The sequence below is a fragment of the Rhodococcus sp. P4_F3_2 genome (assembly GCF_056401335.1).
Genome location: NZ_JBFUJN010000001.1, coordinates 70,084 through 82,768, shown reverse-complemented (window position 1 = coordinate 82,768; position 12,685 = coordinate 70,084). Strand labels below are relative to the sequence as shown.

Here is a 12,685-nt window from a genome sequence, read left to right as displayed (position 1 = left end):
TTCAGGGTTAGCCTCGAACAATGGCGTTTGTCGAAAAGATGGTCAATAGGCTTCCTGAGCGGGTTCTCGTGCGCGTCCTGCCGCACGCAGAAATGCTCAAGTTCCTGGTGGTCGGCGGCATCGCCTTCATCGTCACCACGGTGCTGTTCTTCGGCATCAAGTGGACGGTTCTGCCTCAGCACCCGGTGACGGCCAACATCCTTGCGGTCCTGATCGCGACGGTTCTGTCCTACGTCCTTAACCGCGAATGGTCGTTTGCTCAGCGCGGTGGTCGACAGCGCCATCACGAGGCCGCTCTGTTCTTCATCGTCGCGGGTATCGGTTTGGCCATCAACCAGGTACCTCTCTGGACCTCCAGGTACGTGTTCCACCTGCGTCAACCCGAGGTGTCGGTGTTGATGGAGAACTTCGCGGACTTCATCAGCGGATCGATCATCGGGACCCTGCTGGCGACGGCCTTCCGCTGGTGGGCCATGCGTCGGTACGTCTTCCCCGAAGAAGCCACCGACAGCCAGGTCGTTCTCGACATCGAAGCGACTCCCGGCACCAAGACGCCGACAACCGACGCCACCGCCCTCGACTGACTTCCCGGATCGACGCACCCGATCGCTCGCGCTTCGTGGGCGCGATGGTCCTGAACGGGCTGGCCCATCCCTGATCAGACGAAGGACTACGCTCCGAGCCCCAGCCGCTTCGAGCATTCAGCCATTTCGTCGATGATCAATTCCAACGACGTGCCACGACGGCTCGCGGACAACACGATTCGATCGGCTCCCAACCCGCGTGCCCACTCGAGTTTCGCTTCGTCGAGCCTGGGCAGTGTCGCACCGAGTACCAGCGAGACGTCGGCAGGATCTCGATCTGCCTTCACCGCAGCAGCTTTCATCGCCGCTACAGCCTTGTCGAGATCTTCACCGGCCAGTCCCAGCGGCTGGAAACCATCACCCAACCGGCCTGCTCGCCGAGCAGCAGCGAGACTGTGTCCACCGATGTAGAGCGGAACTCCGGATTCGCGGTGCGGCTTCGGCCAGCTGTACGCACCCTTGAACGAGAAGTAATCGCCGTCGAAATCGACTGCTTCCTTGCCCTCCCAGAGTGAACGCATCACCGCGATGGCCTCATCGGCTACCTTGCCGCGGCGCTCGAAGTCACCGCCGCACGCTTCGATCTCTTCTTTCATCCAGCCCAGACCGAGACAGATGCGCAATCGCCCACCCGAAAGTCGATCCAGCGTCGCCAAGCGCTTGGCAAGCACTACCGGATTGTGGTTGGGAAGCACCAGAACTCCGGTGGACAGACCCAAAGTCGTTGTGGCGCCGGCAACAAATGACAGTAGTTCCAGTGGATCCGGGATGTCACAGTCATCGGGTAGGTGAGATTTTCCGGTCGGAGAGTACGGGTATTCGCTCGCCGTATCCGCGATGACAACCGAGTGCTCCACGGCCGAGATCTCGTCGAAACCCAACGATTCGGCAGCACGGGCGAATTGCAGAATCCAGGCGGGATCTCCACTTCGACCCAATTCGACCGGAACAACTACGCCGAGCTTCATACCGTTTCCTCCAGTGTCGCCATCAATTTCGGACCGTCCACGACGCGACCGAGGAACCGGTCCGCATCCGGATCTGTTGCAAGCCACACCGCAGCAGCGGCGGGCACGGATGCCGGTGTGGCCGCAAATCCGGCTTCCACTATCGCGTCCGCGCCACCACGGGCTTTCCCTGATTCCGTGATGACAAATCCCGGACTCAGGTTGAACGCTTTGACTCCGGCGCCTCGATACTCCGAGTTGATCGCTCCGGCGATACGTCCGAACGACGCCTTCGACGCGGCGTACGACAAACCCCAACCACCCTCGCCGGGAGGCGCAGGCGGATCCAGGGTCGCCGAACCAGATGCGAGGTTGACGACCACCCCGTTGCCGCTCTTGATCATCGACGGCAGTATCACCTGAATCAACGCAAGCTGGTGCAGATAGTTGCCGATCGCCATCGCCTGGGCGTCGTCGATCTCGATGTCGAGCACCCGGTCCATGTTTCCGACCGTCTGGGCGTAGGCGTTGTTCACCAACACGTCGACATGTCCCCACTCCGCCAGCACCCGTTCACCGGCGCCGCGGACGGAGGCCAGATCGAGCAGGTTCATCGGAACGGCCAATGCGCGCACACCGAAGGACTCGATCTCGGCAACCGTCGTCTCCAGGCTGCCGGGTACCGGAATGACCTGCTCCCCCTGCCTCGTTCGCGGGGCCGCCCGCCCTTCGCCTTCACGAACGGTGCGAGCAGTGATTGCAACGTCGAATCCGGCGCGCGCGAATGCCAGCGCGCACTCACGGCCGATCCCCCGGGAAGCGCCGGTAACCAGCGCAACACCACTCACAGGAACCGCGTGCGGCCGTGAGTCTCGAACTCCTTCTCCAGGTCCACCACGTCAGCTTCGGTCATCAACGTGTATTCGGGAGTACCGCGGCCCACCCAGTGGAACACTGGTTCGTCGGTCCGCCAGCGGTCGGCTTGAAGTTCACGTTTGAGTACCTTGTTGGAGCCCGTGACGGGCAGATCAGTCGAAACACGAACAAATCGCGGCGCTGCCTTGGTACCCAAATCCGCCTGCGCGGCAAGGTAGGCAGCGAACTCGGCCGGATCGAAATCGGCAAAGTCGGCGACCTCGACAGCTGCCATCACCTGATCGCCCGAACGCGGATCCGGTACCGCGAAGACACCCGTGGCAATCACTTTGGGGTGCCGACGCAGGATGTGCTCGATCATCAAAGCCGAGGTGTTCTCACCGTCGACGCGGATCCAGTCACCCTTACGTCCGGCGAAGTAGATGAACCCGGCCTCGTCGACGTAGCCGAGATCGCCTGTCCAGTACCAACCGTGGCGAATCTTCTCGGCAATTGCGTCTTCGTTCTTGTAGTACCCCTCGAATTTCTTCGATCCGGCCTTGTCGACCATCTCGCCGATGGATTCGTCGGGGTTCAGCACGTGACCGTGCTCGTCGAGAATCGCGCGGGGTCGCTCTTCGCGGGTATCGGGATCGACGATGACGATGTTCTCGCTCGCGGGACGGCCAAGCGCGCCGGCAGGTTGGTTCGGATCGAGCACGACCGAACCGGCACCTTCACTCGAACCGTATCCCTCGAAAAGCTGCGCACCGAAACGGCGGATGAACTCTGCCTTGTCCCCCGGCGACGCCTCGGTCCCGAAGCCGTGCGTGAGGGTGTTCTCGATGTCGTCGGGCAGTTCCGGCGTCGCCATGAGATACCCCAAGGCCTTACCGACGTAGGTGAAATATGTTGCGCCGTAGAACCGAACGTCCGGCATGAATCCCGAGGCGGTGAACTTACGAACGAGGCAGACCGTAGCTCCCTGCGAAAGGGCCGGCGCCCACAGAGCCATCAACGCGTTGCCGTGGAAGAGCGGCATGCAGCAGTAGCAGACGTCGTCGCGGTCGATGTCGTACTTGGCGCAGTTCGCGTAGGCCAACCGCGTCAGACGCCCCTGGCTGCACCGCACTGCCTTGGACATTCCGGTGGTGCCCGAGGTGAAGAGAAGCAAGAACAGCGTCGACGCGTCGACGCCGAGGTCGACCTGAGGCGACTCGACCTGGTGAGCGGAAATCTTGTCCGGGTATGACGCGTCGTCGACCAGAACAAAACGATCTTCGGTCAGTCCGAGGTCAAGGCCGGACAACTTCTCGTAGCCCGCTTTGTCGGTGACGATCAGCTGGCAGTCGACGTACCGAACCTCAGCCTCGAGTTCAGCTCCACGCCTGGTCGGATTGATGCCGACGATCGTGGCCCCGGTCAGTGCCGCGCCGCCGAGCCAGAACAGGAACTCGGGATCGTTCTCCAGAAGTACTCCGACGTGAAACGGTCCAGGCGCGCGAAGCGACTTCGCAAGCGAGCCGCGCGCCGCGCTCTCGCGCACCACCTCGTCCCAGCTCCAGTCCTGCGTCCGCGTCCGCAGACCCAGGTGCTGATCACCGAGACGGTCGATCAACATCTGCGCGACGTCCTCGCGCTGAGGAGCTGCAAGAGCTGCATTCGAAGATGCTTCGGTGGCGGTGTTCGTCATCGTGTCCTGTGTCCTAGTCGATATCGGAATGTCGATTACTCCAACTGCGATACGACTCGAACGTATCGACGCCTCAATGCCGGAACCGTCCCAGTCTCGCTCAGTGGTAACCACCGCCACAGATATGATTTTCTCGTGAGATTTTGTGACGTGAAAAGCGCCACAATACGAAAGGCCATTCCATGACTGCCCCCGCAGATCCGCAGTTGCTTCTGGACCAGGCGGTCTCACGCCTCACCGGTCCAGGTGGGCCATTCGAGATCGTCGAAGAAGAGGTTCTCGGCACCATAATGCCCGTGATGAAGAACCGTGGTCACGCCATCGGTGAACTCATCTCGGCATCTCGCGCCTGGGGCGACGGCGACTATCTCGTCACCAGCGATCGTCGAATCTCGTTCACCGAGCACGCTGATTCCGTCGCCGCGCTGGCAACTGCTCTGCGGGACAAGTACGGAGTCCGCAAGGGCGACCGTGTGGGCATCCTCGCTGCCAACACTCCCGAATGGGTCATGACGTTCTTCGCGACGCAGGCGCTCGGCGCGATCGCTGTCGGTCTCAACGGTTGGTGGGTTCCGCGCGAGGTCACCCACGGGATCGAGCTCTCACGTCCGAAGGTTCTGGTCGTGGACGCCAAGCGCGGCGCCGCCCTCCCCGAACTGCCGGCAGACATCACGGTCCTCACCATGGAAGAGGATCTGCCCGCGCTCATCGCGGAATATGCAGGCTCCGACGTGCCGAGCACCGACATCGACGAGGACGACCCCGCCGTCATCCTGTTCACCAGCGGTACCAGTGGCCGCCCCAAGGGCGCACTCCACTCGCACCGCAACGTGATGGCCGTCGTCGACTACCACAAGTACAGCGACGCGATCGGCGCTGCATTCACCGGCCGTGAGTACGACGCTTCCAAGCCGAGCCCACTGCGTTATCTACTCACCTCCCCGCTCTTCCACATCGCCAGCCTGCACAATCTGGTGGYCCCCCGTCTCGCGACAGGCAGCGCCGTCATCCTGACCGAGGGCGGCTTCGACGTCGACAAGGTGCTCGGGTTGGTCGAACGCGAGCGCGTCACCAACTGGGGTGCTGTCCCCACGATGGCATCGCGGCTACTCGAACACGGCAACATCGCCAAGTACGACGTCTCTTCGTTGACTGCATTCTCGCTGGCGTCTGCGCCGTCGTCGCCCGCGTTCAAGGAACGCCTCAAGGAGCAGGTGCCGTTCGCACGCAACGCTCTGGTCGACAGTTACGGCCTCACCGAATGCAGCACCGCAATTGCGGTCGCCGTCGGCGCCGAACTCGAAGAGTTCCCAGGCACTCTCGGACGTCCGATCATCACCGTCTCGATGGAGATTCGTGATCCCTTCGGCGAGTGGCTGCCGGACGGCATCGAAGGTGAAGTGTGCGTGCGCAGCCCGTTCGTCATGCTCGGATACTGGGAGAACGACGAGGCGACCGAGTCTGCAATTGCACCTGGACGCTGGCTCCGCACCGGCGATTTCGGCGTCATCGAGAACGGACGTCTCCGTCTCACCGGTCGTCGTTCCGATCTGATCCTGCGTGGTGGCGAGAACGTCTACCCCACCGAGATCGAGCAGACGCTCGACGAACACCCCGACGTGATCGAGTGCGCTGTCATCGGCATGCCGCACCCCGACCTCGGCCAGGAAGTGTCCGCCGTGGTTGTACTGCGTCCCGGGGCTGCCACCACGGAGGCGGAGCTGCGCGACTATGCCGCCGAGCGACTTTCCTACTTCAAGGTGCCGTCGAAGTGGCGCATCACCAGCGATCTGTTGCCTCGCAACGCAACCGGCAAGATGGTTCGGCGCGAGATCACCGTATGACCGCGGAGCTGTCACGGATCGTCGCCGAGTCTGCGATCCGTGACCTGCTCTGTGAGTACACGCATCTGATCGATCAGGGCAGATTGGGTGAAGTCGCTGCATTGTTCGCCCAGTCCGACTACGGGCAGTGCGGACCGGACGGGGTTGCCACCACACTCATTTCGTCCGACGCCGACGCAGTGTTCGCAGCCTGCAGCGGCTTCATTCGGATGTACGGAGATCCGCCGGTTCCACGCACCAAACATCTGCTGACCAACACGCGAATCTCGGTCGACGGTGAATCAGCGACGGCGCTCTCGTACGTCACGGTCATACAAGGTACCGAAGATCTTGCCCTGCAACCCATTTTGTCGGGACGCTACTTCGATCGCTTCACGTGCATCGACGGGTCGTGGCAGTTCAGCTCGAGGCTCTTCTGTTTGGACAACATGGGCGACATGTCCGCTCATTCCAAGCGGGCACTGTAGAGGAACGACTGTGGAAATCGGTGTCAACGTTTTGGGTCTCGAGGCCCTGTTCGACGGCAAGGTCCGCCCGGTCCTGGACTTCGCCGCGCGTGCTGACAGTGCCGGGATCGACCTGATCTGCACCGGCGACCACCTCGGGTTCAATGCCGACGCACACGCCCAGCGGGTAGTCGAACACAACTTCCTGTTCCCGTTGGACCACCCTTGGTACGAACCGATTTCATTTCTGTCTTCGATCGCCGCGGTGACGGAACGAGCTCGCCTCGGAGTATCGGTTCTGATCGCCACTGTTCGCCCGGCGGCCCTGCTTGCAAAGCAGGTTGCCACTCTCGACTCATTGTCCGAAGGTCGAACTGTCATGGGTTTCGGCGTTGGATGGCAAGAAGCTGAATACACCGCCACCAACATGCCTTTCGACGCGCGATTCGGGCGCATGGAGGAGACCGTCGCAGCCTGCCGCGAACTGTGGACCAATGCACCGGCCACCTTCAAGGGGCGCGACTTCGCTTTCGAGAACTACCACAGCCTCCCGCTGCCGATCCAACCCCGAATACCGGTGCTCTTCGGTTTCGGACCAAGCCGGCGGAACTTCGACCGCATCGCACGCGTCGCAGACGGCTGGACCGTGAACCCGACCGATCTGGGAACGTTCACCGACAGTGTTGCACTGTTGCGCAACACCTTCGAAGCCCACCAACGTGACCCGGAGTCGGCGCGCGTGCAAGTGTCTGCGGCGCCGATTCGACGCGACAACGGGTCCGTCGACCTCTCGGCAACCGCAGACAAGGCCCGGGACTGGTTCGCCCGCGGCGCGTCCGTCGTCGTTCTCCGACCCGCCGTATTCGATTGCGCTGCCGAAGAACTACCAGAACTACTCGACTGGATGACCAGCATCAAGGAGGCGTGACATGGACCGGGCACTGCAAGATCTCATCGACAAGCAGGCAATCCGTGAGGTGGTTCTGACGTACTGCCGTGGCATCGATCGCCTCGACTTCGATCTCGTCCGCAGCGCCTACCACCCTGATGCGATCGACCATCACACCGGATTCGACGGCAACATCGACGAGTACATCGCCTGGGTGACACCAAAACTCTCGGCGATCGGCGGCACGATGCATCACATCGGCAACCATCTGGTCGAACTGCACGGCGACCACGCGATCAGCGAGGCGTATTCGATGTCCACACACTGGGGTGGGCCCGAAGGCATCGGGATGATCAACTTCACCAGCGGTGCGCGATTCATCGACCACATGGAGCGTCGCAACGGTCGCTGGGCGATCAAGGAGCGATGGGCCGTACGAGAGTGGACTCGCTCGGACGAGGGCCGCTTCGTCAACCCAGAAGGGCCTGGTCCGCGTGGGCGTCGTGACGCCTCGGATCCTCTCACCACCCTACGAAGTTCCCTTGAATAACTTGGGGTTCAGTCTTCGAGGTCGAATTCAACTCGCGCTCTCGCGAACAACATGCGGATGTCCTTCCCGAACGTGACTGCTGCCGTTCCCAATGCATTGACCGCTGCGGTCAACGGGTCCGATTCGAGCGCGTCGAAAATCGCATTGAGAGCGTAGGACGGGACATGAATATTCCCGTGATCGAACGGATTGGACTCCGGTTGCGGCGAACGGTCCACTATCTCGACCTTGACTTCCAACTGCACGTTGTCGGTCCCCGCGCCGAATTCCTCCTCGTGTAGGTGTTCGAATGCCGTTGTGCGATTTCCGAAGGGTTCCGGAAGTTGTTGTCCCACATGCATAGCGTTGAGGGCCGGGCGAACCCAGTCCCTGTCGGCCAATCCCGCATACTCATACGCCTGCACAGCGGCCCAAAACGCGAGTCGACGAAGAGTCGGGACGTTCATGCGGACGACCGCTTCGGCAAGTGGTCGGTCCATACGAGCTATGTCTTTGCCGGACTGGAATCGTTCGAGTTGAGGCATCGGATCTCCTCCCCACTCCTGCCGCTCTCGTTCAGCAGCTTCGGCGCGGAGGTCACTGATTTGCACAAACCTGGACGGCTCGCCGTTCTCGCCGTCAATCGTTATCCATGTCGACTCGATGTCCCGCTGTGCACGAGGAATCGGTTCAGGTATCGGTTCGTCCACCGGAACGCCATATCCCGGCATGTCCCACTGCAGCGATGGCCGCACCTCGTCGCCGCCTGAAGGCCACATACGCACCCGCCAAACATCTCCGGGTTCTGTCGATCCGGGCCAGCCGTAGTTCACAAAACCGCGGCCGGCAATCTCGACCAGATATGACCCCTCCGGTACATCAAAGACAATGAACTCCCCACCCGGAGGTGAATCAAAGCTAATTGACCCCTGCGGACCAACCTTCAGAAACGACTCACTGACCTGCTGCCATTTCTGGCGGTCGGATGCGGGTCGGGAGGACCAGACTTCGACCGTTGCATGCATGTCGAAGTTGTTCTGGTGCGGGCTCAGGACAATCACAATTGTGCCGTCACTGTACGCAGGGCGCGAAGCCATCGCGAGTTCGAGCAGGTCCGTTTCCCTCCCGAAACCGTCATCGTCGCCGTATATGTAAAACTGTCCATAGTCCATGAAGAGCACAAGCGACTGTTCACTGAGTTTCACCGCGTGTCTGCCATATGCCGATACTTACACAGTGGCACGACAACATGTCCGAGTTGCGAATGGACAGGATCGAAAATGCAAGCACAATAAGCATTTCGGCCGATTCGGACTATTCCGACTGATTTGAGAATTCAGTTTATATCGAACACACATTCGAATAGAATGGATGCATGTTCAACCCGACAACAGAGCTCTTCGGTATCTCAGCGCAGCTGACCGGTACCGAAACTGATTGTGCGCTGGTTGATCTCATGACAGATCTGCACGCATGTGAGGCGATGCTGGTCGAACGCAAGCTCGCTGTGATTGCCGAGTTCTTTTCGCGGCGAAGCTCAGAGCATGCCGCCAGTGGTGCGTGGTCGTCGACCGCACACGAGTTGGCTGAATCGGAAGTCGGTGCGTCACTGACGATGGGCCGCGCGGCTGCAGGCAAGCTGATCGGGTTGGGGTTCTCGTTGAAGACTCGTTTGCATCGCACTCGAGCGGCGATGGCGCGTGGCGAGTTGGATCTGTACCGAGTTGGTTTGATCGATTCCGCGACCGCGAACGTGAAAGACGAATTGATCGACGAGGTGGAACGACTACTGCTCGCGCAGGTTCTCGCCCCACCAGTAGCCGGCGGAACGGGCTTGACGGGAAGGCGACTGACAGCGGCGATCGATCGGATCGTGGCGATGGTGGACCCGGAAGGTATGCGAGAACGTCGACGCCGCGCTCTCACCGATCGCTTCGTCGGGGTCAGCGCTGCCGAGGACGGGATGGCAAAGATCTTGGGAAGCATTCCGGCAGAGCAGGCTCGGGCATTCGACGGCCGACTACGCGAGTTGGCAATGTCGGTATGCCGAAACGACTCTCGAACATACGAGCAGCGACGAGCCGACGCGCTCTTCGAGTTGACCAACGGATCACCGTTCTTGCCGTGCAACTGTGACCGAGATGATTGCCCGCAGGATCGTAGCGGTGGTGTTGTCGTTCGTCGGCCCGTGGTTCACGTCGTGATGACTGATTCCACTCTGCGCGGAGGCGGCGAGCCCGCTCACCTCGACGGGTACGGGGTGATCAGCGCTGAGCATGCTCGCGACATCGCCCAAGACGCCGTAATTCGAAACGTCCGAGTACCCGCTGATGCCGCCACCGAACCGGTGCTTGCTTCGGCGTACGTCTACCGGCCGGGTTCAGTTCTCGATACCTGGTTGCGGATCATCGCGGGCAGCTGCCAATGGCTGCATTGTGATGTCCCGGCCTGGAATTCCGATCTGGACCACAATGAACCGTTCCATCATGGCGACCCCGAACGCGGCGGCAAGACAGTCGAATCGAATATGAGTGCGTTCTGCCGCAACCACCATCGCCTCAAGCATTCCGACCGGTGGCGATTCGCGTCGAACGAGGATCGGACCATGTCGCTGACATCGCCGACCGGGCATTGCTACCGAACACGCCCCGCAGGGTTGATAGCCGGGCCGCACGGCCCGATGCCGCCGCAGTACGGTCAAGATCGGCGGACCCAGGCGGAGAACAAGGCCGCCCGTATCCAGTCCGAACGCAATCGTCAACGCCGGCGAATACAGAAACGAGCTGAGGAGCACGTTCAATGTAAGCGGCGGAAATCACCGCGAACCCACCGAGAACCCATCGACTACGGGGACGACCCGCCACCGTTCTGAGATACCGAGCGGCGTCGAGGCGGGTCGACGTGTCGCAGGGGTCAGTCCGAGGCCGGCTTGGTGTCGTCATCTCCCGCTGGAGGATCGTCTTCAGCAACCGGGTCCGGATCGTCGTCACCAAACGGATCGATGGTGTCGACACCTTCGAGGACGGTCAGCTCTTCTTCAACCTCGGCCAGGAGGCCCTTGGCTTCAGCTTCGAACTTCTTCTCCCAATCGGACATACCGAGCCTCTTCTCTTCCGAAGCGAGTTCCCGCTGTATCTGAACTCAGACTACGTCGCCGGCGACGAGTTTCGCCGTCCCCTCGAGTCAGTACTCATGACCGAGTACCCATGATTCACGACGGACGGAGCACCCATGCCCAGACAGTTGGAAGGCAAAACCGCACTGATCACCGGAGCCGCCCGAGGTCAGGGCCGAAGCCATGCCGTGCGATTGGCGCAGGAGGGTGCGGACATCATCGCACTCGACATCTGCCGCCAGATCGAATCGGTGGCCTACCCGATGGGTACCGCCGAGGATTTGAGGCAGACAGCGGCAATGATCGGGGCTCTCGGGCGAAATGCCGTCGCGCGAGAAGTCGACGTTCGCGATTTACCCGCGCTGGGAGCTGCAGTGGCCGAAGGTATCGCAGTGTTGGGCAGCCTCGACATCGTCCTGGCCAACGCCGGTATCGGCATGATGTCCCCGGACATCGACGATGCCCGCGCCTTCCGCGACCAGATGGAGGTCAATCTTTTCGGCGTCTGGAATACCGTCCAGGCCGCAGCGCCCGCGATGATCGAGCAAGGGACAGGCGGCGCAATAGTCCTGACCGGATCAACACTGGGACTTGTCGGCCGCGGAGGTGATGGAACCGGCGGATCCGACGGCTACTGCGCGAGTAAACACGCCATCGTCGGGTTGGGGCGCACGTGGGCGCACTGGCTTGCTCCCCACAACATTCGTGTCAACTCCGTGCATCCGGCGGGAGCGAATACACCGATGGTCGTCAACGATGCCGTCGCGAAACTGTTCGCAGACTCCCCCGCATCGAGCGGAGCCGATGTCGGCAATCTCTTGGACGTCGGGCTGATCGAAGCTTCCGACGTCAGCAACGCGATAGCCTGGTTGGTCTCGGATCAGGCTCGATACGTCACAGGTATCGCGTTGCCGGTCGATGCGGGATTCACGGCCAAATAGACGCCGGATTCTCGAGCCGAATTACTGCCGATCAGTCGACGGTCGGCGCCCACTGCACACCGTTGATGTGCCCACCACCGTCGACGAAGAGAGTGTTGCCGGTGACGTAACGGCTGTCGTCGCTCGCCAGGAAGGCCGCAACGGGGCCGATGTCGTCGAGGGGATCGCCGATCCGCCCCATCGGGTTCTGGGCGGCCATCACTGCCACGTTTTCCGGATTGGCTTCGGCGACACGCTTGTACGCCGCACTCTGCGCACCGGGACAGATGACGTTGCAGTTCACGTGCTTGGGAGCCCACTCGCGGGCAGCAGTGCGAGTCAGCGTTCGCAATGCTTCCTTGGCCGCGTTGTACTGGACCGAGTACATGTGAGCATTCACGCCGTTGAGGCTGCACATGTTGATCACGCGGCCGGTGCCGTGACGCTCGAGTTCCGGCAACGCAGCCTGCATGGCCCAGAAAGCGGCCATCACTGCCATGTCGAAACCGCCGCGCAATTGCTCGTCGGTCATCTTCTCGAGCCGAGCGAAACCGAAAGTCCGCCAAGCATTGTTGACCAGAATGTCGAGGCGTCCGAACCGCTCGACGGACTTGTCGACCATGGCAACAACCTGCGCTTTGTCGGTGACGTCGGTCCGGACGAATTCCGCCTCCGCGCCCCATTCGTCCCGCAACCACTGGGTGGTTTCGAGGCCCGCTGCCTCGTCGATCTCGGCAACCAACACCGACGCGCCTTCACGCGCGAACGCGCCTGCCACTCCGCGCCCGATGCCCATACCGGCACCGGTGACCACTGCTACACGTCCGTCGAGCTTGCCCACTGGGCCCTCCTTCGTCAGAACC

At 61.5% G+C, this 12,685-nt stretch carries 13 protein-coding genes; 7 read left to right on the top strand and 6 right to left on the bottom strand.

Annotated elements, in window-relative coordinates; genetic code table 11:
* The first annotated feature begins 20 nt into the window (after nucleotides 1-20).
* Nucleotides 21-584, top strand: coding sequence for a GtrA family protein (locus AC1DWA_RS00400; RefSeq protein WP_003939753.1), 564 nt, complete (start codon nucleotides 21-23; stop codon nucleotides 582-584).
* Between the two features lie 86 nt (nucleotides 585-670).
* Here the strand turns inward: AC1DWA_RS00400 and AC1DWA_RS00395 are convergent, their stop codons facing one another.
* From AC1DWA_RS00395 to casI, 3 genes are read right to left on the bottom strand one after another with little or no spacing between them, the layout of a single operon-like run.
* Entirely contained in the window at nucleotides 671-1,552 is an 882-nt protein-coding gene (locus tag AC1DWA_RS00395) for an LLM class F420-dependent oxidoreductase (RefSeq protein ID WP_020970800.1), read from the bottom strand.
* A complete protein-coding gene (locus AC1DWA_RS00390) occupies nucleotides 1,549-2,379 on the bottom strand; it encodes an SDR family NAD(P)-dependent oxidoreductase (RefSeq protein WP_020970801.1) in 831 nt (276 codons plus the stop codon). The genes AC1DWA_RS00395 and AC1DWA_RS00390 overlap by 4 nt, the downstream gene beginning before the upstream one ends.
* The gene (casI, locus tag AC1DWA_RS00385) at nucleotides 2,376-4,007 is read right to left on the bottom strand and encodes a steroid-22-oyl-CoA synthetase (protein ID WP_372436771.1); all 1,632 of its coding nucleotides are present in this window, start codon (nucleotides 4,005-4,007) and stop codon (nucleotides 2,376-2,378) included. Before casI ends, AC1DWA_RS00390 begins: the two co-directional genes overlap by 4 nt.
* A gap of 254 nt (nucleotides 4,008-4,261) precedes the next feature.
* On the opposite strand from casI, the gene casG reads away from it, so the two are divergent.
* Genes casG through AC1DWA_RS00365 form a run of 4 tightly spaced genes read left to right on the top strand, consistent with a single transcriptional unit; the run spans nucleotide 4,262 to nucleotide 7,808 of the window.
* Nucleotides 4,262-5,923: a steroid-24-oyl-CoA synthetase gene (gene casG, locus AC1DWA_RS00380; RefSeq protein WP_477916428.1), complete on the top strand. Its 1,662-nt coding sequence runs from the start codon at nucleotides 4,262-4,264 to the stop codon at nucleotides 5,921-5,923.
* Nucleotides 5,920-6,390: a nuclear transport factor 2 family protein gene (locus AC1DWA_RS00375; protein WP_029537026.1), complete on the top strand. Its 471-nt coding sequence runs from the start codon at nucleotides 5,920-5,922 to the stop codon at nucleotides 6,388-6,390. The genes casG and AC1DWA_RS00375 overlap by 4 nt, the downstream gene beginning before the upstream one ends.
* A 10-nt stretch (nucleotides 6,391-6,400) precedes the next feature.
* Nucleotides 6,401-7,297, top strand: a complete 897-nt coding sequence (locus AC1DWA_RS00370) for a TIGR03619 family F420-dependent LLM class oxidoreductase (protein WP_477845661.1) — start codon at nucleotides 6,401-6,403, stop codon at nucleotides 7,295-7,297.
* Nucleotide 7,298: 1 nt separating this feature from the next.
* Nucleotides 7,299-7,808, top strand: a complete 510-nt coding sequence (locus AC1DWA_RS00365) for a nuclear transport factor 2 family protein (RefSeq protein WP_019745312.1) — start codon at nucleotides 7,299-7,301, stop codon at nucleotides 7,806-7,808.
* 8 nt (nucleotides 7,809-7,816) lie between these two features.
* On the opposite strand, the gene AC1DWA_RS00360 is transcribed toward AC1DWA_RS00365, so the two are convergent.
* Nucleotides 7,817-8,332 carry a hypothetical protein gene (locus tag AC1DWA_RS00360; RefSeq protein WP_229756667.1) on the bottom strand — a complete coding sequence of 172 codons (516 nt, stop codon included), beginning with the start codon at nucleotides 8,330-8,332 and terminating at the stop codon, nucleotides 7,817-7,819.
* Between the two features lie 830 nt (nucleotides 8,333-9,162).
* Between AC1DWA_RS00360 and AC1DWA_RS00355 the strand changes: the two genes are divergently transcribed.
* Nucleotides 9,163-10,659, top strand: coding sequence for a DUF222 domain-containing protein (locus tag AC1DWA_RS00355; RefSeq protein WP_446837112.1), 1,497 nt, complete (start codon nucleotides 9,163-9,165; stop codon nucleotides 10,657-10,659).
* A gap of 41 nt (nucleotides 10,660-10,700) precedes the next feature.
* Here AC1DWA_RS00355 and AC1DWA_RS00350 read toward each other — a convergent pair whose 3' ends face one another.
* Nucleotides 10,701-10,883 carry a hypothetical protein gene (locus AC1DWA_RS00350; protein ID WP_070386377.1) on the bottom strand — a complete coding sequence of 61 codons (183 nt, stop codon included), beginning with the start codon at nucleotides 10,881-10,883 and terminating at the stop codon, nucleotides 10,701-10,703.
* 135 nt (nucleotides 10,884-11,018) lie between these two features.
* Here AC1DWA_RS00350 and AC1DWA_RS00345 point away from each other — a divergent pair, with 135 nt between their 5' ends.
* Nucleotides 11,019-11,843 (top strand): mycofactocin-coupled SDR family oxidoreductase, encoded by an 825-nt coding sequence (locus AC1DWA_RS00345; protein WP_477845660.1) that lies wholly within the window; start codon nucleotides 11,019-11,021, stop codon nucleotides 11,841-11,843.
* 31 nt (nucleotides 11,844-11,874) lie between these two features.
* Here the strand turns inward: AC1DWA_RS00345 and AC1DWA_RS00340 are convergent, their stop codons facing one another.
* Nucleotides 11,875-12,663, bottom strand: coding sequence for an SDR family NAD(P)-dependent oxidoreductase (locus AC1DWA_RS00340; RefSeq protein WP_021331980.1), 789 nt, complete (start codon nucleotides 12,661-12,663; stop codon nucleotides 11,875-11,877).
* Nucleotides 12,664-12,685 lie beyond the last annotated feature (22 nt).